The sequence below is a fragment of the Chlorobaculum thiosulfatiphilum genome (assembly GCF_006265165.1).
Classification (GTDB): domain Bacteria; phylum Bacteroidota; class Chlorobiia; order Chlorobiales; family Chlorobiaceae; genus Chlorobaculum; species Chlorobaculum thiosulfatiphilum.
In genome coordinates this window covers 296,800-321,802 of sequence record NZ_VDCH01000001.1, presented here as the reverse complement: position 1 = coordinate 321,802, position 25,003 = coordinate 296,800, and the positions used below count along the sequence as shown (strand labels likewise).

The 25,003-nt window shown below is 54.5% G+C and carries 22 protein-coding genes, 2 tRNA genes and 1 pseudogene; 11 read left to right on the top strand and 14 right to left on the bottom strand.

From position 1 onward, the window contains the following. Positions 1 to 117: 117 nt before the first annotated feature. The 3 genes from FGF66_RS01425 (at position 118) to aspS (ending at position 2,952) form a co-directional block, all read left to right on the top strand. Complete coding sequence (locus tag FGF66_RS01425; protein WP_139455904.1) at positions 118 to 621, top strand: hypothetical protein; 504 nt, start codon at positions 118 to 120, stop codon at positions 619 to 621. Between the two features lie 59 nt (positions 622 to 680). Further along, complete coding sequence (locus FGF66_RS01420; protein ID WP_139455903.1) at positions 681 to 908, top strand: addiction module protein; 228 nt, start codon at positions 681 to 683, stop codon at positions 906 to 908. Between the two features lie 232 nt (positions 909 to 1,140). Beyond that, complete coding sequence (gene aspS / locus FGF66_RS01415) at positions 1,141 to 2,952, top strand: aspartate--tRNA ligase (protein ID WP_139455902.1); 1,812 nt, start codon at positions 1,141 to 1,143, stop codon at positions 2,950 to 2,952. 294 nt (positions 2,953 to 3,246) lie between these two features. Here the strand turns inward: aspS and FGF66_RS12510 are convergent, their stop codons facing one another. Further along, entirely contained in the window at positions 3,247 to 3,498 is a 252-nt protein-coding gene (locus tag FGF66_RS12510; RefSeq protein WP_170181143.1) for a hypothetical protein, read from the bottom strand. On the opposite strand from FGF66_RS12510, the pseudogene FGF66_RS13065 reads away from it, so the two are divergent. Beyond that, positions 3,413 to 3,655 (top strand): annotated as a pseudogene (locus FGF66_RS13065) (hypothetical protein); the annotation flags it as partial. The gene FGF66_RS12510 and the pseudogene FGF66_RS13065 overlap by 86 nt on opposite strands. On the opposite strand, the gene FGF66_RS12505 reads toward FGF66_RS13065, so the two are convergent. The 10 genes from FGF66_RS12505 to tmk form a co-directional block, all read right to left on the bottom strand. Continuing rightward, positions 3,656 to 3,952: a hypothetical protein gene (locus tag FGF66_RS12505; protein WP_170181142.1), complete on the bottom strand. Its 297-nt coding sequence runs from the start codon at positions 3,950 to 3,952 to the stop codon at positions 3,656 to 3,658. It lies immediately after the preceding pseudogene. A 255-nt stretch (positions 3,953 to 4,207) separates the two neighbouring features. Beyond that, positions 4,208 to 5,611 carry a B12-binding domain-containing radical SAM protein gene (locus tag FGF66_RS01405; protein ID WP_139455900.1) on the bottom strand — a complete coding sequence of 468 codons (1,404 nt, stop codon included), beginning with the start codon at positions 5,609 to 5,611 and terminating at the stop codon, positions 4,208 to 4,210. 253 nt (positions 5,612 to 5,864) lie between these two features. Further along, on the bottom strand, positions 5,865 to 6,317 hold the full coding sequence (locus FGF66_RS01400) for a hotdog fold thioesterase (RefSeq protein WP_139455899.1): 453 nt from the start codon (positions 6,315 to 6,317) through the stop codon (positions 5,865 to 5,867). A 61-nt stretch (positions 6,318 to 6,378) separates the two neighbouring features. Beyond that, positions 6,379 to 6,451, bottom strand: a tRNA-Gly gene (locus FGF66_RS01395). Between the two features lie 46 nt (positions 6,452 to 6,497). Then, positions 6,498 to 6,574: transfer RNA gene (locus FGF66_RS01390), tRNA-Met, on the bottom strand. 54 nt (positions 6,575 to 6,628) lie between these two features. After that, complete coding sequence (locus FGF66_RS01385; protein ID WP_139455898.1) at positions 6,629 to 7,369, bottom strand: IspD/TarI family cytidylyltransferase; 741 nt, start codon at positions 7,367 to 7,369, stop codon at positions 6,629 to 6,631. 5 nt (positions 7,370 to 7,374) lie between these two features. Beyond that, entirely contained in the window at positions 7,375 to 8,415 is a 1,041-nt protein-coding gene (gene queA, locus FGF66_RS01380; protein ID WP_139455897.1) for a tRNA preQ1(34) S-adenosylmethionine ribosyltransferase-isomerase QueA, read from the bottom strand. A gap of 114 nt (positions 8,416 to 8,529) precedes the next feature. Further along, positions 8,530 to 11,703 carry a beta-phosphoglucomutase family hydrolase gene (locus FGF66_RS01375; protein ID WP_139455896.1) on the bottom strand — a complete coding sequence of 1,058 codons (3,174 nt, stop codon included), beginning with the start codon at positions 11,701 to 11,703 and terminating at the stop codon, positions 8,530 to 8,532. Between the two features lie 40 nt (positions 11,704 to 11,743). Beyond that, positions 11,744 to 13,006, bottom strand: a complete 1,263-nt coding sequence (locus FGF66_RS01370; protein ID WP_139455895.1) for a trehalose 6-phosphate synthase — start codon at positions 13,004 to 13,006, stop codon at positions 11,744 to 11,746. A gap of 124 nt (positions 13,007 to 13,130) precedes the next feature. Continuing rightward, positions 13,131 to 13,787, bottom strand: a complete 657-nt coding sequence (gene tmk, locus FGF66_RS01365; RefSeq protein ID WP_139455894.1) for a dTMP kinase — start codon at positions 13,785 to 13,787, stop codon at positions 13,131 to 13,133. A gap of 425 nt (positions 13,788 to 14,212) precedes the next feature. Here tmk and FGF66_RS01355 point away from each other — a divergent pair, with 425 nt between their 5' ends. Further along, positions 14,213 to 14,647, top strand: coding sequence for a hypothetical protein (locus tag FGF66_RS01355; protein WP_170181141.1), 435 nt, complete (start codon positions 14,213 to 14,215; stop codon positions 14,645 to 14,647). Between the two features lie 258 nt (positions 14,648 to 14,905). Continuing rightward, a complete protein-coding gene (locus FGF66_RS01350) occupies positions 14,906 to 15,400 on the top strand; it encodes a Spy/CpxP family protein refolding chaperone (protein WP_170181140.1) in 495 nt (164 codons plus the stop codon). Between the two features lie 82 nt (positions 15,401 to 15,482). On the opposite strand, the gene FGF66_RS01345 is transcribed toward FGF66_RS01350, so the two are convergent. Continuing rightward, positions 15,483 to 16,193 carry an SDR family oxidoreductase gene (locus FGF66_RS01345; RefSeq protein ID WP_139455892.1) on the bottom strand — a complete coding sequence of 237 codons (711 nt, stop codon included), beginning with the start codon at positions 16,191 to 16,193 and terminating at the stop codon, positions 15,483 to 15,485. Positions 16,194 to 16,308: 115 nt separating this feature from the next. Between FGF66_RS01345 and FGF66_RS01340 the strand changes: the two genes are divergently transcribed. From FGF66_RS01340 to FGF66_RS01325, 4 genes are all read left to right on the top strand, one after another. Beyond that, positions 16,309 to 16,743, top strand: a complete 435-nt coding sequence (locus tag FGF66_RS01340) for an antitoxin Xre/MbcA/ParS toxin-binding domain-containing protein (RefSeq protein WP_342779623.1) — start codon at positions 16,309 to 16,311, stop codon at positions 16,741 to 16,743. Next, entirely contained in the window at positions 16,703 to 17,416 is a 714-nt protein-coding gene (locus FGF66_RS01335; protein WP_139455890.1) for an RES family NAD+ phosphorylase, read from the top strand. The genes FGF66_RS01340 and FGF66_RS01335 overlap by 41 nt, the downstream gene beginning before the upstream one ends. Positions 17,417 to 17,525: 109 nt before the next feature. Continuing rightward, the gene (locus FGF66_RS01330) at positions 17,526 to 18,368 is read left to right on the top strand and encodes a hypothetical protein (RefSeq protein ID WP_139455889.1); all 843 of its coding nucleotides are present in this window, start codon (positions 17,526 to 17,528) and stop codon (positions 18,366 to 18,368) included. Positions 18,369 to 18,588: 220 nt separating this feature from the next. Next, positions 18,589 to 19,203 (top strand): BglII/BstYI family type II restriction endonuclease, encoded by a 615-nt coding sequence (locus tag FGF66_RS01325; RefSeq protein WP_139455888.1) that lies wholly within the window; start codon positions 18,589 to 18,591, stop codon positions 19,201 to 19,203. 17 nt (positions 19,204 to 19,220) lie between these two features. Here the strand turns inward: FGF66_RS01325 and FGF66_RS01320 are convergent, their stop codons facing one another. After that, the gene (locus FGF66_RS01320) at positions 19,221 to 22,346 is read right to left on the bottom strand and encodes a PAS domain-containing protein (RefSeq protein WP_139455887.1); all 3,126 of its coding nucleotides are present in this window, start codon (positions 22,344 to 22,346) and stop codon (positions 19,221 to 19,223) included. Between the two features lie 406 nt (positions 22,347 to 22,752). Here FGF66_RS01320 and FGF66_RS01315 point away from each other — a divergent pair, with 406 nt between their 5' ends. Continuing rightward, complete coding sequence (locus FGF66_RS01315) at positions 22,753 to 22,947, top strand: hypothetical protein (protein WP_170181139.1); 195 nt, start codon at positions 22,753 to 22,755, stop codon at positions 22,945 to 22,947. A 168-nt stretch (positions 22,948 to 23,115) separates the two neighbouring features. Here the strand turns inward: FGF66_RS01315 and FGF66_RS01310 are convergent, their stop codons facing one another. Then, the gene (locus tag FGF66_RS01310; RefSeq protein ID WP_139455886.1) at positions 23,116 to 24,690 is read right to left on the bottom strand and encodes a hybrid sensor histidine kinase/response regulator; all 1,575 of its coding nucleotides are present in this window, start codon (positions 24,688 to 24,690) and stop codon (positions 23,116 to 23,118) included. Between the last annotated feature and the right edge of the window lie 313 nt (positions 24,691 to 25,003).

The window sequence follows — 25,003 nt, the reverse complement described above, 5'->3', positions numbered from 1 at the left end:
GCGTCAAGATATGGATATTTCAGTTAAATCGATAGATTTCAATACCTTATGTCAGTACTGACTTTTTAGAGATGCCCTATTGTTGATGCATCAACAATAATACCTAAAAGGTGCTTATTGGATATTGATAATGAAAGCATAGAATTTGCATTCTATTTCATGCTATTAAGTCCAAATGTGGCATATGTTTCTTGCGAGTTGATAAATTGTCGTGAAAATCTTATTTATTCTTATGGTGATCTTGAAAATATATTTTACCTGAACTACTATTCTGTTATTAACTCATATAAAGAAGTATACTCTTCAGTAGCGGAACCGATAAAAGGTGAGAAAATACTGTCCGAACGCTTATCATCCAGAGGTGGCACTTTTGTGAAAATCTATACGCAATCAAAGCGATTTGTTTGTAAAGGTCATATGGAAAACAATGCTAATTATTGTGTTTCGCTTAAGCTTGATGACTTGCAGCAAGTAAGTCTTATCAAAGATAATGAGCAAGTTGCACTAATGGAAGTCATAGAGGATGGGGTAAGTATTAGAGGAATGAGAAACTGCAAGGTTTCATTTGTAGACTATGAGAATGGGCTGGTTACAATTGAGTCGAATATTAAGCTTGGTTAGAGAAACTAAATAATCTGCATAACATATCATACGGCAAAAATACCAGCAAATAAGTTGTTATGTCTAAATCAATTGATAAATCGACAACGCAGGCGATGGCTTTATCCGGGGAAGCGAGAGCGCTTTTGGCTGAGCGGTTGGTTGAAAGTCTCGATCAGGAATCGGTCAGTAAAATCTGGTTGGATGAGGCAAAAAAACGTCGCGATGAGGTGCTGCGTGGTGAGGTTCAGCCGATACCAGGGCTTGCGGTGATGGAGGAGGTTCGAAAGCTCATAGATGATAAATGAGACTTTCTAACCCTGCTTTATACTCGTTCACTCACATCTTGTTACCAATCCTTTCCCCGCAAATCCCCCACCTGTTACTTTTTCTCCCCGCTCCGATCCGGGATTTCAGAATTCGGCGGAAATTCCCGATATTCAGGGTCATCTTTTTCAATGGTTTTGCGCGTCCCGGTTTTGGGATTGACGTCTGGCAGCAATGCCACAATTTTTATAACGTTTGATTATCAATAGATTTATGAGCAAGGAGCCAACAACGGCCACGGGTTTGCAGAACAGATTCAGAACGCACTATTGCGGCCAGTTGAGCCGCAAGTCGGAGGGCGAGTCGGTGCGGCTCGGCGGCTGGGTGCATCGCATCCGCGACCACGGCGGCCTCATCTTCATCGATCTGCGCGACCACACCGGCATCTGCCAGCTCGTGGTGCTGCCTGAAAACGAGAGCCAGTTCAAGGCTGCCGAAGGGCTGCACTCCGAATCGGTGATCTCCGCCGAAGGCTCGGTGGTGCTCCGCTCCGACGAAACGGTCAATCCGAGGCTCGCGTCGGGCGCGATCGAGGTGGTCGTCAGCTCCATCCAGATCGAAAGCAACGCCCATCCGCTGCCCTTCCCGGTGGCCGACGACATGCCGACCGCCGAAGAGCTGCGCCTGAAGTACCGCTTCCTCGACCTGCGCCGCGAAAAGCTGCACGAGAACATCATCTTCCGCAGCAAGCTCACCGCCGCCGTGCGCAAATATCTGACCGATCTGGACTTCATCGAAATCCAGACGCCGATCCTTACCTCCAGCTCGCCCGAAGGCGCGCGCGACTTCCTCGTGCCGAGCCGCATGCACCCCGGCAAGTTCTACGCGCTGCCGCAGGCGCCGCAGCAGTTCAAGCAGCTCCTGATGGTGGCCGGTTTCCCGCGCTACTTCCAGATCGCGCCATGCTTCCGCGACGAGGACGCTCGCGCCGACCGCAGCCCCGGCGAGTTCTACCAGATCGATCTCGAAATGTCCTTCGTCGAGCAGGACGACCTGTTCGTCATTCTCGAAGGGATGTTCAAGCACCTGGTCGAGACCATGTCGCACAAGCGCATCGCGCAGTTCCCGTTCCCGCGCATCAGCTACCGCGACGTCATGAACCGCTACGGTTCGGACAAGCCCGACCTGCGCATTCCGCTGGAGATTCAGGACGTGACCGAACTGTTCGTCAACTCCGGCTTCAAGGTGTTCGCCTCGAACACGGCGGAAGGTTCGTGCGTCAAGGCGATGGTGCTGAAAGGCATGGGCGGCGAGTCGCGCCTCTTCTACGACAAGGCTGAAAAACGCGCCCGCGAGCTGGGTTCGGCGGGTCTGGCCTACATCCAGTTCCGCGAAGAGGGGCCGAAAGGGCCGGTGGTGAAGTTCCTCAAGGAGGAGGAGATGACGGCCCTCAAGGAGCGGCTCGGTATCGAGACTGGTGACGTAGTATTTTTCGGTGCGGGCAAGTGGGAGAAGACCTGCAAGATCATGGGCGGCATGAGGAATTACTTCGCCGACGTGTTCACGCTCGACCGGGACGAGCTGTCGTTCTGCTGGATCGTCGATTTCCCGATGTACGAGTACAACGAGGAGGCCAAAAAGATCGACTTCTCGCACAATCCATTCTCCATGCCGCAGGGCGAGATGGAGGTGCTCGAATCGAAATTCCCGCTCGACATTCTCGCCTACCAGTACGACATCGTCTGCAACGGCATCGAGCTTTCGAGCGGCGCGATCAGGAACCACCGCCCCGACATCATGTACAAAGCCTTCGAGATCGCGGGCTACCCGAAGGAGGAGGTTGACGCCCGCTTCGGCCACATGATTGAAGCCTTCAAGCACGGCGCACCACCGCACGGAGGCATCGCGCCCGGCCTCGACCGCCTCGTCATGATCCTGCGCGACGAGCAGAACATCCGCGAAGTCATCGCCTTCCCGATGAACCAGTCCGCCCAGGACCTCATGATGGCCGCCCCGTCGGAAGTCACCGCCCAGCAGCTCGAAGAGCTGCACATCCGCGTCGAACTGCCTGAAGAGGAGAAGTGACGGCAGGCTGATCGGCACAGTTGGTTTGAAATGAAAACTCCCGCAAGACGCAAGGTTTTGCGGGAGTTTTTTGTTTGATTGGAATTGACGGGTAAACCAGCAAGCTGATGCAACTTCCCGATTCGATTGAACGCGATCAAGGGCTTCACTGCCGGGGCTTGTCAGTTATCCAAAAAGGCAGACCTGTAGGTCTTGCGATTCCTGTTCATGGTGTGAAATTGCGATTGCGACAAATCTGCGAAGCGCTGCGGCTTTCACAGAGCTTCACGGCGCACTCTTCTCTTCTCTCGAAAGTCAGACAAAAAAACGTATAGAGGAACTAAAATCAGAAATCAGGGTTTTAGGTATTTTATTGCCATTCGCCATAAGCACTTCCGGTATGTAAGTCTCTATCCTGCACTCCTTTTTCCAACACCCTGCTTTTTTGTTTGTACATAAAAAAGCTGCAACTGGAGCTATTATGAAAAAACATCTCTTGCTGGCAACCCTGGCATCCGGATTGCTGTTTTTCAGCCCCTCTGGCCAAGCTCTTGCCGACGTTGACATGCACGTCAATGTCGGCGGCCCCGGCTTTGTGGTCGGTTATAATCCAGACTTTTTTTATGTGCCCGATCTTGGCTACTCCATCTCGTATGGAGGGTCGTACGACATTATCAACTACGGCGGGTTCTATTATCTGTACTACAACGGCTACTGGTATCGTTCAAGCCATTATCGTCATGGGCGTTGGGTGATCGTTGACCGTCATCGGCTTCCCTACAGAATCAGACGGCACCAGTGGAATGACATAAGAAGGTACCGGGATGTCCATTACCGGCGGGTGCATCCGAATCGCTTCAGAGATCGTCGTGACGACCGCATTGATCACCGTATGGATCGTCGGGATGACCGCCGAGACGATCGTTGGGATCGCCGGGATGATCGCAGGGATGGCCGGGATGATCGCAGAGACCGCCGTGATGATCGCTGGGATCGTCGGGATGACCGCAGGGGCGATCATGGTGAAAGAGGCCCTCGTTGACATTTGAAATAATCAATGACGAACGGCCACGCCGGGTGTGTTTCCGATAACCGGTTTTTCGTTGTTCTCATTCGTTGATTGATTTTTCAAGCGGGCAGGTGTTTCTGATTTCGTGGATGCTCTCCCGCAAACGGATCAAAAATAGCAGGGGACAGAAAAAGAAAATCCCACAAGACCAGTAGTCCTGTGGGATTTTCTTTTTCTGATTCGGCAGCCGCCGCTCTCTTCAGCGCCTCAGAGGTAAATTTCCGGCGTGAGTTTGCGGGTGAAGCGGTTCATGAGGAAGTTGACGAACCAGACCCAGTTGAGCGGCTTGCCCTGCATTCGCTTCATGATGGCGCTGCCTTTATAGACCTCGCGCTGGAGCTTGATGAAGTTTTCGAGCAGCTTTTCGCCCGAAATCTTCTTTGGCTCGAACATGTAGTGGTAGGTGTCGTACTTGTCCCAGTCGAGGTGGCGCACCCGATCTTTCATCTCCTCGAAGTAAGGCGTTCCGGGGAAAGGAGTTACCAGCGAGAAGACGGGGAACTCGATGCGGTTCTCCATGATGAAGTCGTAGGTCGCCTGGAAGCTCTTTTCGTTGTCGTCGTCGAAGCCGAACATGAAGTAGCCCTGAATGGCGATTTTGTTCTTGTGCAGGTTGCTGACGACGTTGCCGTAGTTTTGCAGACGATTGGAGCCTTTGTTCATGCTCTTGAGAATGTCGGGGTTGAGCGACTCGAAGCCGATGCTCATGAGGTCGCAGCCCGAACGTCCGGCGATTTCGGCCACCTCCGGCTTGTGCAGGAAGTTCATCGAGATGTTGGCGTTCCAGCGAATGCCGAGCTTCGACATCCCTTCGAGCAGGTCGGTGAAGTATTGCGGGCGAAAGCTGATGTTGTCGTCCATGAAGGAGAAGCGCACGAGCTTTTTGCCGAGCCGATCCTGATGCGCGCGCATTTCGTCGAGCACCAGATCCATTTCGCGGTAGCGGAAGCTCTTGCCGTAAACGGTGGGCGTGGTGCAGAAGCTGCATCCGACAGGGCAGCCTTTGGTGGCCAGAATCGGGATGAGCTGGCTGTATTTTTTCGCGTGCGGCGAATTGAGGGCAAAGCTGAAGTCGGGCGGCGTCATGGCGGTCATCGGCTTCAGCTCGCTGGCTTTATAGACGCTTTTCATCTTGCCCCGGAAAATGTCGGTGGCAAGCTCTTCCCAGATCGACTCGATTTCGCCGTAAATCACGCTGGTGCAATGCGATGTGGCTTCGTCGCGCAGCATGGTCGGGTGTACGCCACCGAGCAGCACAATCTTGCCCTGCGCCTTGGCGCGGTCAGCGATGCTGTAGGCGTTCCGGGCGTTGAGCGTACGCGAGGTGATGGCCACCACGTCGTAGCCCGAGAAGTTCTGCGGAATCGTGTCGCCGGTGCGTTCGTCGAGGAAGGTCACGTCAAAGAACTTGCTGGCGATGGTGGCGACCATGATCAGGTTCAGCGGCATGCTCACCGTGCCGGAATCTACCATCATGCTGGTCTGGCTCCTGGGCTGGACGAGCAGCCATTTCTTTCTGCTCTTCTGTTCGGCGGCGAGTTTTTCGAGAGTTGGAGCTGCGCCGTTGGTGAGGGAAGCGGATTCGGCGGTCTGAAGATCGTCTGCCAGCATGCCTGTCGAGGATAAATGGAAATGACTACAAAATGAAATCACAAGGTATGAAAAATTCCCTGAAAACCCCGTTAAGCCCTGAAAAACAGGAGGGGGTTATGATGTCGATCGGCTCTTTTTTCTCCTCTCTCCCCGGCTTGAAAGCCGGGGCAACAAGAATGTAAAAAGGGATGAATGTCCGCAGGGTTGAAACCCCGCTGAATATGGAAAGCCGGGGCTGTGTGAGCGTTTTCGTGCCCTTGAAATCGACGGTTTAGCCGCGCTTTTCGAGGACGGCGGCGGTGAAGCGGCTGACGCAGACCAGGCGGCCCTGGTCGTCGCGAATCCTGATGTCCCAGACCTGCGAGGTGCGTCCGAGGTGCAGCGGCGTGGCGGTGGCATGCACAGCGACGCCTTCGCCCTCGTGCACGGCGCGGAGGTGGTTGGCGTTGATCTCCTGGCCGACGATGAACTGTTTTTCGCGATTCACGCAGTACGAGGCCGCGATGCTGCCCACAGTCTCCGCGAGCGCGAGCGACGCGCCGCCGTGCAAAATGCCGATGCGCTGGATGGTGCGTTGATCGACGGGCATCCGCGCGGTCATAAAATCCGGGCCGACGGCGGTGACTTCGATGCCGAGGTGGCGGGCCATCTGGCCTTCGACGATCTGCGTTTCATTGATCTCTTCGGGCGTGACCGGAACGGTGAAGATCGAATCCTGTGTCATGGGAAGCAATGGTTGGGCTGGAGAGGAGAGGCGAATCGGAGATTTTCCGGGCTTGCCGGAGAGCGGGTGACGAGATTCGAACTCGCGACATTTTGCTTGGGAAGCAAACACTCTACCAACTGAGTTACACCCGCTTGTTCGAAGCATCCCGCTTGCCGGTTGGTCAAGCGGGTGCTGTTCTGGTGGTGAGGGAGGGAGTTGAACCCTCGACCTCAGGGTTATGAATCCTGTGCTCTAACCAACTGAGCTACCTCACCATAAGGGCCACTAATATACGGCGTTGCCTTTCCAAATGCAAGGGTCGGAGACGATTAATTTCCCGATTTTTTGGCTTTCAGCCCGGCCAGGATCGCTTCGCCGATGAAGACATCTTCGGGCGTGGTGATCTTGATGTTGTGATAGCCGGTTTCGTAGATGCGGATTGCTTGCTGCGGGAAATAGCGCTCCACGAGGGCGGCGTCGTCGGTGGCGTACCACTCCTCTTCGGCGGCGAGGCGGTGGGCTTCGATGAGCTTTCCGGGCGCGAATCCCTGCGGCGTCTGCACCTGGAGCAGGCGGCTGCGGTCGAGCGTTTCGCCGAAAATCTCCGGATTGCAGCCGACGTACTTGATGGTGTCCTTCGGCTTCGTGGCGGGCACACATGCGCCGTGCAGCGCCGAGAGTCTGGCGATTTCGTCGATCTCCTCCGGCTGGATGAAGGGGCGTGCGCCGTCGTGCACAAGGATCGCGTCGGGCATGACGCCTGTTTTTTCGATCGCCTCTTCGATCAGCTTCATGCAGTTGCCGATCGAGTCCTGCCGCTCCTTGCCGCCATGGATGACTGCCTTGATCTTCGTGAAGCCGTTTGTTCGGGCGATCTCGTCGAACACCGGGATGCTGTCGGGCAGCGTGGCGATATAGACCGACTCGACAGTCGAGGCCTCCTGGCAGGCCTTCATGGTGTGCCAGATGACCGGCTGGCTGCCGATTTCGAGCATCTGCTTGCTCTGGCCGCCGTCGAGCTTCATGCGTTTACCGACGCCGCTTGCCGCGATAATGACTGCTGTTTTCATGGGCTTCAGACGATAAGCATGGCGTCCCCGTAGGCCAGGAACCGGTAGTTGTTCTTGAGCGCGGTCTTGTACGACTCCATGAGCAGGCGGTGATCGGCGAAGGCGCTGACCACCATCATCAAGGTCGTTTCGGGCTGCTGGAAGTTGGTGATGAGCGCGTCGGTGACTTTGAAGGTGTAGGGCGGATAGATGAACTTGTCGGTCCACCCTTGGCCGAACTTGATCTTGCCCTCGACCGTGGCGTTGGCCTCCAGCGCGCGGCAGGTGGTGGTGCCGACGACGAACACCCGGCCCGACTTGTTCATCTTGGTCTCGTTGACCTCCATGGCCGTCTGGTAGGGGATGTTGAAGTACTCGGAGTCCATCTTGTGCTTCGAGACATCCTCGACCTCGATGGCGTTGAAGGTGCTCAGGCTCGGGTGCAGGGTGACGGGCAGAATCTTGACGCCGATCTTCTGGAGCTGCTGCAACAGTGGCATGGTGAAGTGCAAGCCGGCCATCGGGGCGACCACCGCGCCGGTCTGGTTGGCATAGACGGTCTGGTAGTCGGTGCGGTCGGCCTCCTTCGGCTTGCGGGTGAAGTAAGGCGGCAGCGGCACGTGACCGATCTTTTCGACCATCTGGAACACGTCGATGTCGGGATTGAGGAAGCGGATAGTGCGGCCTCTCGATGTGGTGTTGTCCACTACTTCCGCTACCACGTCATCCTCGAAGTAAATCTTGTTCCCGACGCGCACCTTGCGGGCTGGATCGACCAGCACGTCCCAGAGGCCGGCCTCCTTGTTCAGCTCACGGAGCAGAAACACCTCGATCTTGGCGTCGGTTTTTTCTTTCTGTCCGAAAATCTTGGCAGGGAAAACGCGGCTGTTGTTGACGACAAGGAGGTCACCTTTCTTGAAATAGGAGACGATGTCGGTGAATACCTTGTGCTCTATCTCTTTCTTGCGACGGCTCAACACCATAAGCTTGCAGGCGTCGCGGGGCGATTCGGGATGATCGGCGATTCTTGTTTTGGGAAGGGTGTATCGGAAGTTCGAGAGCCGCATATGTAGTTATGGGTCAAAGGGTGAAGTGCCCGTAAGTATAAACTTGAGTATATAGCGTTTCAGGTTGAAATAACAAAACCGGGAGGGTTTTCGTGCCCTCCCGGTTTTTGACGTTCATTCAAGCCTCAGCGTAACCTCCTCGCCTTTTCTGAGGGTGACGGAGTGGCCGCCGATGATGGCCGGGAGCTCGGCTTTCTCCGACTCGAAGAGCGTGACCGAGGCGCTTTCGGGCGTGAGCGCGATCCGGTACCAGTTGCCCTGGAAGCTGAGGTTCGTCTCGATTTTCTTCCAGTGCGGCGGGAAGTTGGGTTTGATGTTCAGCATTTCGTTCTGGAACGAGATGCCCGAGAAGTAGCGGGTGACGGTGTCGATGGTGCCGGCCATCACGCCGCAGTGTATGCCTTCCGGCGTGGTGCCGCCCTGCGTGTCGTGAATGTCGCTCTTGAGCGCTTCGGCGAACCAGCTCCACGCGGTTTCCTGGCCGTTGAGCAGATAGCTCGATATGATCGAATGCACCACCTTGCTGAGGGTCGAGCCGTGGCTGGTTCTCGGTTCGTAGAAAGCGTAGTTTTCGCGCACGAACCGGAGCGCGTCTGGCACTTGGTAGCCGAGCTTTTCGAGAATCGCGCAAACCTCTGCCGGGGTGAGCGTGTAGAAGGTCATCAAGACGTCGGCCTGCTTGGCCACCTTGTAGTGATCCGGCGAGTCGTTTTCAGCCTTCAGGATCCGGTCCATCCGGTGGATGTTGCCGTATTTGAGTTTGTAGTGCTCCCAGTCGAGCTCCTTGAGACCCATGTAGCCGTCGAACTGTTCGAGGATGCCGTTCTCGTCGATGAGCACGTTCATCTTGTCCGAAATGTCGCGCCACTGCATGAACTCGTCATGGCCGATGCCGATCTTCTCCATGAGGCCGTCCATTACCGACGGATCGAGCTTCCGGGCGGTTTCGAGCGCCTTGTCGAGCAGCCAGGCGGTCATGATGTTGGTGTAGGTGTTGTCCCTCACACCGTGCTTGCCGGTGCCGGGCAGCTCCTCGTGGAACTCGTCCGGCCCCATCACGCCCTCGATGTGGTAGCGTCCGGTCTCGGGCGAGAAGGTGGCGATGCTTGCCCAGAAGCGGGCGATTTCGAACATCATCTCGGCGCCGTAATTGTTCAGGAACTTCGTGTCGCCGGTGTCGTGCACGTAGCGCCAGGCGTTGTAGAAGACGGCGATCGAGACATGGCGCTGGCGGCAGCTCAGGTCGGGATCCCAGGCGTCGCTCTTTGGATTGTAGTGGATGGTCGGCGTCTCCTCGCGTCCGTCGTCGGCGGTCTGCCAGGGGTACATCGCGCCGTGATAGCCGTTGTCGCGCGCGTACTCGCGAGCCGCTTCGAGCCGGTGGTAGCGGTACATCAGCAATGCCCTGGCCATCTCCGGCAGGTGCTGGATGAAGAACGGCATGATGTAGATTTCGTCCCAGAAGTAGTGGCCCCGGTAGCCTTCACCGCTCAGACCGCGCGCGGCGATGCTGGCGTCGATGTTGACGTTGTGCGGCGAGATGGTCGAAACGAGGTGGTAGATGTGCAGGCGGAGCACCTTCTGGGTGAAGCGGTCGCCCTCGATCTTCATGTCGGCTTTTTGCCAGATTTTCTCCCACGCCGCGCGGTGCTTTTCGAGCAGCTCGTCGAAGCTTCCCGCCGAGGCGAGCGTCTCGCGGCCTGCCGTCACCGGATCGCGATGACCGGCGTCGCGCGAGGTGTGGATCGAAACCACCTTGTCAACCATGCACACCTTGTCCGTCGTCACTTCGAGTTTGAAATGCTCGCTGATCCAGCGCGGGCTGCTGGTGATGCTGCCTTCGCAAACGGTTTTACCGTGGTAGCCGCAACGGAGCACCGTTTTTGCGTGGGTGACGATGTCGTTTTTCGAGTGGCTGGTGCGCACGTGCAGGAAAATGGGGCCATCCTCGCCAGCGCGTCCGTGTTCGACATGTTCGAGATGGTCGGTCGAGAGTGTGTTGTAGCGCAGGACGTTGCGGTTCTGCACCCGGCCGTCGATGGTCGAGCGGATTTCGATCTCCGCCGAGTAGTTGACTGGCTGGATGGTGTAGCGGATCGCCGCGATGTGCGGGTTGTCCATGCTGCAAAAGCGGGTGCTCCTGATCCGGGTTATGCCGCCAAGCGTGTCCTGCACCACCATCTCCCGCTCCATCACGGCGTGGCGCATGTCGAGATTCTGGTGGTAGCTGAGAATTTTCTGCTCCAGCGGATTGATGAACTCGCCGTTGCCGATGCGGAACTCGATGGGCAGCCAGTTGGGCGCGTTGACCATGTCGTTGTTCCAGACCGTCTGGCCGTGCACCTCCGAGGAGAGCTTGTTGAAGACGCCCGCAATGTAGGTGCCGGGGTAGTGGTGGGTCGAGGTCATGCCGCTCTCGAACGCGCCGCGCACACCCATGTAGCCGTTGCCCGTCGTGACCAGCGACTCCCTGAGCCGTTCGTCCCTTGGCGACCACGAGTCGTAGCGGAGATTCCACCCCTCGTGCTCCAGCCCTTCGCTGAACCACTTTTCGATCTCTTCGATGGTGATTTCGCCGAGGTCGCGCACCACGATGTCCGCGCCCTGCTCCTTGAGTTTAATGCCTTCGATCTCGCGCGCGATGCCGAGCACCAGGCCGAAGTTGCCCTTCGCGCCCGCCTGCACACCCGAAATGGCGTCCTCCACCACGACGCAATCGTGCGGCTCGAGGCCGAGGTTTGCCGCCGCGGTGATGAAAATGTCGGGGTTCGGCTTGCCTTTCAGCTTCAGCTCGATGGAGACCTCGCCGTCCACCCGCGTCTCGAACAGCTCTTCGAGCTTGGCGAGCCGGAGGATGAGCTGGCAGTTGCGGCTCGACGAGGCGATGCCGATGCGGATGCCGCGCGCTATGAGTTCCTTGATAAAGTCCACCGAACTCTGGAACACCTCGGGGCCTTCCTTGATCAGGATTTCCGTGAAGAGGCTGTTCTTGCGGTTGCCGAGACCGCAGACGGTCTCCTTTTCGGGAATGTCGTCGAGTTCGCCGTAAGGAATTTCAATGTCCCTCGACGCGAGGAAACTCTTGACTCCCTCCATCCGGGGCTTGCCGTCAACGTATTTCAGATAGTCGTGAGCCGGATCGAAAGGGACATACGGCTCATTGTTGACCTCGGCGTAGTTCTGCAAAAAGAAGTTGAACATCGCCTCCCAGGCAAGACTGTGGATTTTTGCCGTGCCGGTGATGACTCCGTCGAGATCGAAAATGACGCCTTTGAAATTCATACTCATTCCATGAAATCAGTTAGAGGATTATCGGTGAAAGTGCCGTTCAGAGCGAGAGCAAACCAAGAATAGTCAGGAGAATGTCGGGGTAGGGCACCATGTAGCTTTTCGGGCAGATATCCCGAACGCGCCGCATCAGCGTTTCATCCCTGGTGACGAAGATTGCCCAGACATCGTCGTACATCTCCATCGCTTTTTTCAGCATCGGAAGATCGGAGGAGGTGTCGCCGCAGACCAGCACCGGCTCGCCGGCGTGATCGATGTCCATCTTGTGGCAGATGAACTCGAGGCCGTCGCCCTTGTCGAAATCGCGGATCAGGCCCGTTTTGGGATCGACGTCGATGGTCAGGATGATCTCGATGTCCAGGCCGGTATCCTCGATTCTGAAGTTCTTGCCCTCCGGATCGATGTCGCGCACGATGCCCTTGATTTTTTCGAGGAACGCCGCCGATTCGGCTTCGTTGACCGAACGGGTGATGTCTTGGCGGGCGATGGTGGTCTGGCCGAACTTGATCTGCAAGGCCGAGCCGATGAAGTTGAACTTCTCGAACGACGGATCGAGCAGGAGCAACTGCATCCGCTCGTTGAGCAGCCGGATCATCTCCTGCTTGCCCTGATCGATGGGGAAACTGTGGAAATCGCCGTCGATGTCGATGAACTCGCGTCCCTTCGAACCGGCATACACGAAGATGTGCTCCGGGTTGATCGAGACGTTCAGAATCCCGAAATCCTTGAGCGGCGCGGAGGTGATGATCAGCGGATAGCGGCAGCAGTTTTTGGCGAAGCGCGACAGGAATACCGAGTTGTAGATCGGCTGGATCGAGGAGCGGTAGCGCCCGCAGTAGTTGTTGGTGGTTCCGTCGCGGTCGGTGATGAAGGCGCTGAACGATTTGCTCCGCAGCATCTCGACCCCTTCGGTGACGTAATCGCTGAAGCCGGGAATGAACTTCGCCAGGTACTCGATGAAGCGGTCTTCGCCGTATTCGAGGTAGTAAATGTCCTTCTGAAGTTCGCGGATTTCGTAGGTGAGGTCAACCTCGATCTGCTTCATGCCGTCGAGGCGCAACAGGCGCTGGCCGGTGTAGTCGTCGATATAGATGGTTTCGAGCGAGTAGAGGGCGTTTTTCAGGGATTCGAGGCACCCTTTGCCGACGACCCGCTGCTTCATGATGTTCCGGACGATCGGCTCTCTCAGGTCTCGCGTTTCGGCCTTGAGCCGGTAAAGTTCCTTGAGGGTTCTGATGTCCTGCAAGGTGATGGGAAAGTTGCAGGTGCGGAGACTTCTTTCATTGACAATAGTGGTATGCATGAGAAGCCGACTGAAGGAGATGTGGTGATAAACTAGAACGTAAATTTACAAAAAAAAGCACAGGCTGCCCAGTAACTGACAATTTTTATACCGATTGGTTATCAAACAACACGAAAAACTTTTTTCAGGTTCCGGCAGTCTGCCCGCTGACAGCAAAATTTTCGATGCTCGCGACGATCTTGCGGTGGATTTCCTCCGGACTCAGGAGCGCGTCGATCATGACGATACGCTCCGGATTTTCACCGCCGAGCCTGTGGTAGCCCTCCCGCACCCGCTGGTAGAATGCAAGTCCCGAGTTTTCCATCCGGTCGAGTTCTCCGGACTCGAACGCCAGTGGTAGCGATTTTTCGGAGAACTTTCTCATGAGCGCGTCTTCGGGCGTGAGGTCGAGGTAGAACGTCATATCCGGCACCAGGCCGCACGAGGCGATCCGGTTGATTTCGGCCAGCATCGCGAGGTCGAGGCCGCGCCCGTAACCCTGATAGGCGGTGGTCGAATCGAAGAAGCGGTCGAGAATCACGTCAGCGCCGCTTTCGAGCGCGGGCCGGATGACATGCTGTACCAGCTCCGCGCGGCTCGCCGCGAAGAGCAGCAGCTCGCCGACAGGCGTGATGTCGTTGCGGCTTTCAAGCAGCAGCTCGCGAATCTCTTCGGCCACCGGCGTTCCGCCCGGCTCGCGCAGGGCCAGCACCTCGCGGCCCCGCTCCTGGAGGTGGCGCTTGAGCTTCGTGACCTGGGTCGATTTTCCAGCCCCGTCGATTCCTTCAAATGTGATGAGCATAAGTAGTTACACCAATGGTGGTTCCTGAAAAACGAACTCCGTGATGGCCTCGGAAATGCGCTCCGGATATTCGAGCATGGGGGAGTGGCCGCACTTCCCGAAGACGATCAGCTTCGAGTGAGGCAGTTCTCGCTGGACGATGCGCGCAATTTTTGGCGATGTATTTGCTCTGGATCGGCATTGGCGGGCGGGTGGTTGAAGTGACGATTGCGAGTCCAGCCTGGCAGGAGAGCAAAATAATCAATGACCGGCAAAAAAGAGCGCTCCCGCATCTGCTGCCGGTATATTTCTTGAAAACGGATTGCCGCCCCTCTTTGTTTGTTGAAAAAAATATGTATGTTGCCGCCACGCAGAAGGAAACCACATTGACGATACCATTGAACAGAACAACAAGTCGTACCCTCAGGGGCGCAAGGAAACCGGTCGTGAACAGAACAGGAGCAGTCGTGGTTGCTGCGGTAGTGGTGTGCTGTAGCCTGAATGGCTGCACGGGGCAGCCAGAGCAGAAAGCCCAGTCGCACCGTTCCGACCTGACCGGGGCGATTGTCCCTTCTTCCGAAAACACTCTTCCCTCATCGTTCAGGGACATGCCGCCATGGATCGATCTCTATCGTGAAAAAAACCTGGTGAACGTCGCCAACGTGGATCATGTCGTCATGGTTACCTTTGAAACGCAGGGTAGCCGTGACGAGGTCTATCACTACTATTTCGACCGGTTCAGCAACGAGGAGAACTTCGCCTCCTACCGGGCAAACCGGGACATCATCAGTTTTGTCAGGGAGGGCTACGGCATCAAAATCACCCTGATCGACTCGACCAGAAATCGCTGGTCGCTTGAATATCATCGCCAGATGATCTGAACCCGCGGGCGTTCGATCGCTTCCTGCGCTTCTCCTCTTCACGCCGGACTTCGCTTCCGGCGTTTTTTTTGCCATACGCTCCATTTTTCGCCAACGCTTCACCGTCGCTTTTACGGCTCGAAAAAAAAATCGGGACGAGCGCAGGATTCCGGCAGGAGGCGTCGTCCCATGGGGTGTAAAAGGATCCCAACCGATGAATTCAAGGCGCCTCGGATTTGAAATGCAAATGAAAGAAACACGATGAAAAAGAAGTTTGTTATGACGGCCCTCATTGCGGGGCTTTTGGGAAGCACTGGCACGGTTTTCGCTGCCAGCAACGATCAGCCAGCGCCATGTGCGCGGCCAGGTATCTCCGGGCCGGTCGATGCCCGTGGTTATGGCAAGGGTCCGGAGGCCCGGTTCGCGCGGCAGCAGGAGATGAGGCAGAACAGGATGAAACAGGCGCTTGACCTGAGCGACAGTCAGGAAGCGAAAATGATGGAGCTGAGGCGCGGCTTTTACCAGGAGAGCCGTCCGGTCAGGCAAACGATGAGAAACCTGAAGCGCGATCTCGCGCTCGAATCGGTGAAGAAATTTCCCGACCAGCGCAAGATTGCCAATCTGACCCAGAGAATTGGCCAGCAGAGTGTGCGCATGGCGCAGCTCGAAAGCCGCCACCTGCGTAAGCTTGCTACCGTGCTCGACGCGCGGCAGATGGACCGCCTGCTTCAGATGAAAGACAATGTTGGCGGCAAGCGTTTCAACAGAGGATAAGCCGTTTCCTGCAAAGGAGCGGCGAGTAGAAAAAGCCGGGAGTTTCCCCCCTCCCGGCTTTTTCATTTCTGGCCGTACCGACTCAGTGCGCCTGTCCCGTCGGGCGTATGATGATTTCACTCACATCCACATGCGGCGGCTGCCCGATGGCGAACATCACGGCGCGGGCGACATCCTCCGAACGCAGCTCCGGGGCCGCCGGTTTTTGCAAACCCTCCCAGAACGGCGTATCGACGATGCCCGGCTCGACCAGCGTGACCCGTACGCCCATTGCAGCCACTTCGTTGCGGATCGCCTGCGCCATGCCGGTGACGCCCCATTTGGTGGCGGCGTAGAGGTTGCGCATCGAGGTGACGCGGCCCAGCACCGAGCCGGTTATGAGAAAGTGCCCTTTGGTTTTGACCAGCTCCGGCAGCGTGAGCCGCGCCGTCGCTGCCGCGCCGAAGAGGTTGGTCATCACCATGTCGCGCCACTCCTGCGGCTGGTGCTCGCCCTCGATGAACGACGAGCCTTTCGAGAATCCCGCATTGGCGAACACCGCGTCGAGCCTGCCGAAGCGCTCGACGGCTTGACGAACCATCGCTTCCTGCTGGCTCCACTCCGCCACGTCGCACGGCACGGCCATCGCCTGCTCAGCGCCGAGTTCATCGACAAGCGCCGCCAGCTTTTGTGCCGACCGCGCCGCCGCCACCACCCGCCAGCCACCCGCCACGGCCAGTACCGCCGTCGCCCGCCCGATGCCGGTCGAAGCGCCGGTAATGAGAAGAACCTTTCCGTTATTCGATGTCGTCATGATTGTGCGATTTGTATGGTTTCACGAATGTTTGCGTGGGGGGAATATACGACGGCGGGGATTTTGGTTAATGCTTGTAAAACGGGAGGAAAGTCTTTTGTAATAGAAAAAAATAATGTCTAAATTTTCTGTAGAAAGAAATTGTCAATCAACAGAATGTTTCAGCACGATGTCGTTCTCGGCAGTCACACAGCAGCAAAGCCGGTCAGCCGTTTTGTCTAAAGCGGTTCTCAATGCGGCGGAGATTCTGGGAATCTCCAATTCCAGGCTGGCGAAGATTCTGGGCGTCAGCCCGGCGACCATCACCCGTCTTGGCGGTGGCGCGTACCAGCTTTCCGAAGGGAAAAAAGAGTGGGAGTTCGGCGTGTTGCTGGTGCGGCTCTTCCGTTCGCTCGATTCGATTGCCGGTGGCGACAACGAGCTGGCAGCGCGATGGATGCAAAGCGGGAACCGCGCATTCGCCGGACGGAAACCGCTGGAACTTGTCGAAACCGCGGAGGGGCTGGTTCGTGTCGTATCCTATCTGGACGCCAGCAGAGGTATCGTCTGAGGCGCGTTTCGAGCGCCGTGAAGCGTGGCGCGTCGTCGAGGCCCAGCATGTCGTTTCGACGATGAAGCTCGTTGATTCGCTCTCCGAACAGGCGCTGCTCGAAGAAGTCGTCGAAGAGCGCAAACCGCCGATGCCTGCCGATGCCGAGGGGTTGCACTATCTGCTTTTCACGCCGTTTCGATATTCGCCACTGCCGGGAGGCTCGCGCTTTCGCGGGGATGCCGATCCGGGCGTGTGGTACGGCGCTGAAAGAATGGCAACCGCCGCCGCTGAAATGAGCTACTGGCGCTTGCGATTCATGCGTGACGCAGGCTTCGAGCGGTTACCGCCCACGCCATACAGCGCGTTTTCGGTTCAGGTAGCCGGAGAGATGGTGGACTTGAGACGCCCGCCATTCGACCGCGACGCGAAGTTCTGGATGCATCCGGGCGACTATTCCGCCACGCAGGCTTTCGCTCGTGTTGCGCGCGAAGCGCCGCTCGCCGCCGTCATCTGGCAATCCGTCCGCGACCCCGAACCCCATTGCTGCATTGCCATCCTGATGCCGATAGCATTTCAATCAAAAACCCCTGAAAACCTCCAGACCTGGACGCTCACCATGCTGCCAAAGGAAGCCGCCTGGCACAGCCAGGGCGAGAGTGCGTTTTCGTTTGTGACAAAGGCGTGGGGGTGAGAGTGGTTTAAAGAGAGCATTTGTTGTTTTATTTCTTTCCTGTGAATTATATTGAGTACGTATTACCATGATTGCTCAGGTTGCCTCATTAACAATAACGTTATAAGCGATGGCAAATTCAAAATCTTGCTTTATTATAATGCCGGTGACAGTTCCTGAGATTGTTAAGGATCGCTATCGGGATGGCTCCGAACATTTTAGGCATGTACTGGATTGCTTGCTGATTCCGTCTGTCGAAAAGGCTGGATTTAACGCAATACCGCCATTGGCAAGAGGCTCTGATTTGATTCATGCTGAAATAATAAAACAACTTGAGACAACTGATCTTGTTTTGTGCGACATGTCAGCTTTAAATCCAAATGTGTTTTTTGAGTTTGGTATTAGAACTTCGTTAAACAAGCCGGTCTGTGTGGTTAAAGATGATTTGACGAAACACATTCCATTCGATACAGGTATAATTAATTTCCATGAATATTTAAGTGCTCTCGAACCTTGGGATTTGGCAAAAGAAATTACTGTACTTAGTGAGCACATTAAAGCTTCTTATGAAAGAAGTGATGGCAAAAATACGCTATGGAAGTATTTTGGGCTAAGAGCTGAGGCGGCAGCATATGAAGGAGAGCCGGGGTCAGATAATAAGCTTGATTTGATTAATCTTCAATTAGGATCGATGTTGCGTAGGCTGGATGATTTTGAGAAAAAATCATTGTTTGATTATGGGAAAAAAATAATGCTTGATAGTAATAAGGGTGATGAAGGTTTGTCGTACTTGCAATTATTTGCCAAAAATAATGATATTGACGTCAAAATTATTGAGGTATCAATATCAGAAGATAAAGCTCAAGTTGAATTGGTCGGCTTAATTTCTGATAACCAAGAAAAGATGTTGAAGGCATATATTGAGTTATTTTATGGCGTAAGTAATGTTGTTTTTCATGAAGTGCCATTTTAAATTATAAAAAATCGAAAAGTTGTTAGCTTTTGTTTTAATGCCAGAGCGATCATATACTAAGAGTAGAACGCTATTTCTATGTGCGTCCGTTTTTCAATTCGGTTTATGATCCTGTCGAGAGTCAGAAAAAAACTTGAGAACGCTCTGCGGAAAAATAGTTCTAACTAAATGAGTCTGCTTAATGTTGGTGCTTTATACCTTGACAATAACGAACAATACCATGAAAATTTCTGAAACTTACTCCCATCTGAACGGGCTTGAATATCTCCTCGTTCGCAAGCCGGAATTGTGGCGCGAGATTCAATCTGTGATTGCTGCAGTAGATGCAACGCAGTGTTGTGTGAAAGTCGCTCAGGAAAAGAGCGCGGCAGGAGCGCTTTTGTTCAGTCCGGTTGACATGAATGCGATGTTTATCCGGTTGCTACGTGAAAAATCGTGGCAGGAAAGCAGACGGAGTTATTGTGTTTCAAGAAGCGAGAATCTTGTCTCCCCGTCGCTTCCAATATCGTCCGAAGCGAAGAATCTGTCAACGGTGCCGGACGCAGAAACGCCAATAACAATCAGTTACAATCAGACGGATTTCATCAAAGAGCGTGTTTCAGTTGAGTTTCAGTTCGGAAAATATGGACTGATGGAATGCGAAATTTTTGCCAAACCACTCGCCTTTTATGTCGGTGATCGCATCGACGTTGGCATCGAAATACTGCCGATGAAGTCGCTTCAGGCGCAGATGAGTTCGGGGGTGCCGTATTACGAAGGCGAGATTTACAATGTCGTCCGCCAGGGGCGCGGCGTTCCGGCGGTTCCGCTGGTTATTGTCGGCATCGAACCATAATCTTTCCGCCTTTCCACTCATTTCTTCGCGAGCATTTGCTTGACGAGCTTGCTCAGTTCGGCGATGGTGAATGGCTTTTGCAGCAGGCTTGTATGCTCCGGAATCTGCTCCGGCGTTGTGGAGATGACGGCTGCGTAACCGGACATGAAGATAAACGGCAATCCGGGATAGCTTTTCCGCATGGCGTGGCCGAGGTCGATGCCGCTGAGGCCGGGCAGCATGACGTCGGTCAGCAAGAGGTCGATGCCGGTCAGCTCCGCCGGAGTGAGCTGGAGCGCCTGTTCCGCGTTGCTCGCCGTCACGACGCAGAACCCCTCCTCTTCGAGAATCTCCGTGACCAGGTTGAGCAGTTGAGGCTTGTCTTCGACCACGAGAATGCGCTGCGCGGCCTTTCGGACTGGTTCGGTGTTGTCGCGTTGTTCATCCGCCTGCGGCTCCGTTTTGTGCAACGGCAGCAAAATGTCGAATGTCGCGCCCTTGCCGGGTTCGCTCTGGCACTCGATGCCGCCGCCGTTCTGCTTCACGATGCCATAGACGGTCGCCAGCCCCAGGCCGGTTCCCTTGCCGTGCTCCTTGGTGGTGTAAAACGGCTCGAAGATGTGCGGCAGGTGCGCGGCGTCGATGCCTGTGCCCGTGTCGCTGATCGAGAGCACAACGTACGCTCCGGCAGGCAAGCCGGGTTTGTCGCCAGTCGCGGACGCGCCAAGCCGAACCGTGCGGCTCGAAAGCGTGATGACGCCCTCATCGGCAATGGCGTCGCGGGCGTTGACAACCAGGTTGGTGACGATCTGAAACAGTTGGCCGGGGTCGATGAACACCTTCGCCGGAAAAGATTCGAGCCGCTGTTCGAGCCGGATGTTTTTCCGCAGCAGTTGCCGCAGCATGGGCACGAGCTTTTCGAGCTCGCTGTCGGCGCAAAAAGCGCTTGGCTCCATTTTTTGCTGCCGGGCAAAGCCGAGTAACTGCTGCACGATGCGGGTCGAACGCTTCGCCGCGCGTTCGATGACCGTGAGCTTCTCGACAAATTCCGGATTTGTTCCGGGACTTGACTTCAGCAGTTCGGTGTTGCCGAGAATGATCGTCAGAATGTTGTTGAAGTCGTGGGCGACTCCTCCCGCCAGGCGTCCGAGCAGCTCCATTTTCTGCGATTGCCGGAGCTGCTCCTGAAGTCGTTCCCGCGTCTCCTCCTCGCGCTTGCGGTCGCTGATGTCGATCGAGGTGCCGATGTAGCGGACGATCTCCCCGGATTCGTCGCGTTGCGGAATGCCGCGCGTCGAAAGCCAGAGATACGAACCGTCGGCGCGGCAGACGCGGTGTTCCATATCCACGATCTCCTTTCCCGCGCGGCTTGCCTCCGTTGCCGTTTCGATGACCCTTTCGCGGTCTTCGGGATGTATCAGATCGACAAAGAATGCGAACGAACCCGTGTTGCCGTTGGCGTGATGGCCGGTTATGGCCCAGAACTCTTCGGAGCAGAAAATCGTGTTTGATTTCATATCCCATGACCAGACTCCGGCGCGGGTAGCGGCAAGAGCCTGTTTCAATTGCTGCCGGTTCTTTTCGAGTTCGATCTCGGCAAGCTTTCGCTCGGTGATGTCGGTGGTGATGCCGAGCATCCGGTCGATGTCGCCATCGGCGTCGAGCTGCCGGGCGCCGAGCATCAAGATCCAGCGAATCTCGCCGTCAGCGCGGCGGATACGGCACTCCAGCTCCAGCGGCGTACGCTGCTCGAATGCTTCGCTCAACAGGCCCTCGATTCTGGCGTGATATTCCGGAAGGAGATGTCTGTCGACAAACTTTTCGTAGCTCCAGTCTTGAGGGATCGAGTCGTAGCCAAGAATTCGCGCCTGTTCGATGGACAGCGTGACAGACCTGTTCTTCAGATCGAGAGACCATACTCCGATATGGCTGTTTTCAAGGGCGAACTCCACTTCGGCCTTGTACTTTTTCAGCCCGGATTCTCGCTCTTTCCGTTCGGTAATATCCCTGATCACCCCCATGAGCCGAGCAACCTTGCCCTGTTCATCCCGAACGACGGCTCCGGTTTCCCACAGCCAGCGGGTCTGGCCATCGTTTCCGCGAATGCGATACTCCGAGTTCCAGTGGTTCAGGCTGGTCAGTATGTCATGGTAATTCCGTTCGATATAGGCTCGATCCTCCGGCAGGACATGCGCGAGGAAGTGCTCGTAATTCCATTCCGGCAAAGGCGCGTCGTAACCGAAAATGCGGCTGTGTTCAAGTGAGTGGCGGGAAATTCCGTTCTGGAAATCATGATCCCATACGCCAAGGCGGCAGCTTTCGAGCGTGAAATCCCATTGTTGCACGATCTGCCGGTAGCGCTGCTCGGCCTCTTTTTTTTCCGTGATATCCTGTGTGATGCCGCTCCATGAGGCCGGCGCGCCTTGCTCGTCGAGGCAGGTTCTCCAGATGGTGGAGAGCCAGCGAATGGAGCCGTTCGGCCTGCGAATGCGGAATTCGAGCTGCCACGGATTTGGTGAGGAGGAGTTGCGCGCCTGCCTCATCACTTCGATGCACCGGGGGCGATCCTCGTCGATGATCTGTGAAATAAAGTGATCATTCGTCCAGTCGGGTATGTCCGAATCATAACCGAAAAGCTTGTCGTGCCCCGGACTGCGAACGACGTTTCCGCTTTGCAGATTCAGATTCCATATCGCCGCCGAGACATTTTCAAGCGCGGCGTTGGTGCGGGCCAGAATTTCCCCGCAGGTCAGTTTCTCGCATTTTTCTTCGGCGATCTGGCGTGAAATGACAAACAGCTTCGTGATGGAGCCGTTTTCCGCATTGACCGGATAGAGGTCGTGCAGCAAAATCGCTCCATTCAGTTTGTCCTCGAAGGTGAGGGGCGCGCCTGCGCTCAGCGTCTCCTGCACCTGGCATTTGTGCCGCGCGCCGCTGCCAGCCGGGTAGATGCCACAGGCGTCGATCAGCTCGTAGATGCTTGCGCCGATGCACTCCCGGAGTGTTTTGCCGAACCGTTCCGCGAACGTGATATTCGCGTCGAGCACGAAACCTTCAGGGTCGATGACGTAAACCGGATCGGGAAAGGTCTCGAAGAGCGAGCAAGCCGGGCCAGAAGCCGGATTGAGTTCATCGCTGGAGCGTTGCTTTTTTTTGTCACTCATTGGAACGCGCGGTTTGGTTCCAGTCGAAGGCGTCTTGTCGGAGCGATCGACACGGAATGGCGTAATGTATTTGTTGGGAGCGCCTCAAAAAACTTATTGGAACCGCTCATGACTCTTTTCGGAGGAGTCCTTGGGTAGAGAGAGCTGGCGAACCTCGATGTTTCGCACAGGTACAAATATACAGATTTGCTGTGATTTTATGCAGAATCTATAGTTGCCGATACACTATCCGTCACAGAGTTCCGGATGCTTGGCGCACCAAAACAGCGCAAATCGAAGCCACTCTTCGTGCGCTGCTTCAATCCCGCAGGCAAGGCGAGAACTTTTCGAGGTTGCGTGGTGGTCAATTTCCCGGTTTTTCCATAGATTTGCGCAATCTTTTATCAACCCCAAATCTGTTTTTCCCATGGCTTTGATGGATCCGGCGAGCTGGCTGTTCGTGCTTGTTGTCAGTATTGTGTGTTCAATCGCGTGCGCGATGATTTCGATGAAGAAGGGGTATCGCGGCGCTCCGGTGTTCGCCTGGTTCGGCGCCGGTTTCGTTTTCAGCGTATTCGCCCTGATCGCCATCATCCTCGCTCCGCATCACCACGAGCAGTAAACGGGGCTGCCAGGAGCGTTGAACACGGAGAGATTCTGTTGCAGCGCGGATAAGTGTAAGGATTGTAATATTTGAACACTGATAAAGCACGGTGACGCATGTTCATCGATGCGCAATGAGAAGATGTTTTTTCGGTTAGCGGAATCTCATGATTCCGTTATGAAATAATCAATGTTCAAGCGATTGCTGCACAACATGAATAAAGTCCATAAAAGAAAAAGGCTTTTGGATAAAGTGAGATTTAAGCGGCAATTTCACAATCTCATTGTTATAACCGGACATAAAGATAAAACTCATGGCTGGATGCTGATTTTTCAGTTTATCAGCAAGCTGTTTGCCATTCATTCCCGGCATGATAATATCGGTTATCAAAAGGTCGATAAAACCATCATGCTGTTTGGCTATTTCGAAAGCCTGCATTGGATTCGAGGCGAGCAGAAGCGTATGCTCCTGCAAGGAGAGCATTTCATGAAGCAGATTTCGGACATCTTCATCATCTTCGACCAGCATAATGGTTTTATTTTCATTTTTATGAAAATGTTTGTTTTCATCTTTAGCTGGCGAGGTCATTTGATGATTTTCATGGAGAGGCAAGACGATGCTTACCGATGTTCCTTTGCTAACGGTGCTTTTTACTTCAATATTTCCATTGTGTTGTTTTACAATACCGAATATGGCAGAAAGGCCAAGTCCTGATGCCATTCCAAAATTTTTTGTGGTAAAAAAAGGCTCAAATATTTTTGGCATGATTGTGGGGTCAATGCCTGTGCCGGTATCGCTTATAATCAGTTGAGCGTAAGAGCCTTCGTGTATTTTTTGGTGAATCTCCAGCTTTTTGTCAAGCATTACAGTTTTGATATCTATAATCAAAGCGCCACCATCACGCATTGCATCCTGTGCGTTGAAAGCAAGGCCGAATACAATTTGTCTGAGCTTGTCAAGGTCTATTTTTACACAGGGATAAGAGCCGTCATGTATTCTTTTGATAATGATATTTTCTTTTATGCTGCTTCGTAACAACTGCTCGATATCGACTATCGCTTGATTGAGGTCAACATATTGTAAATTAAGGTATTGAGAACCTGTGTAATCGATCAGTTTATCGATCAGCCGGGCCGCTTTGTTTGCTGATTGACAAATCTCGCGGCAGTATTCGAGTGATTCATTATTGTCCTGAAAGAGTTCTTCAAGAAGTTCGGCATACCCCGATACCGGCATCAGTGTGTTATTTATTTCATGAGCGACGCCGCAAACAACACGATTGATCGACTCATATTTTTGCGTTTCGTATAACTTTTTTTCCAGCTCTTTTCGGCTATGTTCCTTTTCAAGCCTCTTGCTAATGTCGCGAGCAATGCCGACAATGCCGGTGACTTCATCAGTATCGTCGATAATAAAGGTTGTCATGACTTCTGTCATGACTGTCGATCCATCTTTTCTGAACTGCTCGAACTCATCTACTCCGAACCTGGCTGACAAATCACCAGACTCAATGTCTTTGATGCGTTGTTTCACCAATGCCTCTGCTTTTGCCGCAGATTCTGGCGAGAGAGCTTCATAAAGAGTTTGTTGTTCGACTTCATCCGGATTAAATCCTCTCAGGAGGTGCACTGATGGCGAAGCGTAGGTATATCTGTTTTCCCGGAAATCATAGATCCACAATACGTCGCCGGCGTTTTCCAGAATGAGTTTGAATAAAGAGGCTTTTTCAGAATATTTTTGGCGCTGATGCGGCTGTGTCATGACGCTGTATTTAGGGGTAACGGAGATATCTGCAAGAGTGAGTTTTTTTGTTTATACAGAAGCTATTTTTCAAACAGCTCAAAAAAGTCAGAGCGATAGCATTCGTTGTTTTTACATATCTCCATAAAAATGACTCATAAGGCTACAAGGCGCACCAAAACATTCGCGTCTGAACAAAGGGGGATTTTTGCCAGTCTCATCAATGCAAAGGCATTTGCGTTGCGCCTCAGGCATTGGTGCTCGATCGTGACTGATCATCAAACACGGGTACGCGATGATAATATGTCGTTGGCTTGACCTTCGTATGGCTGGT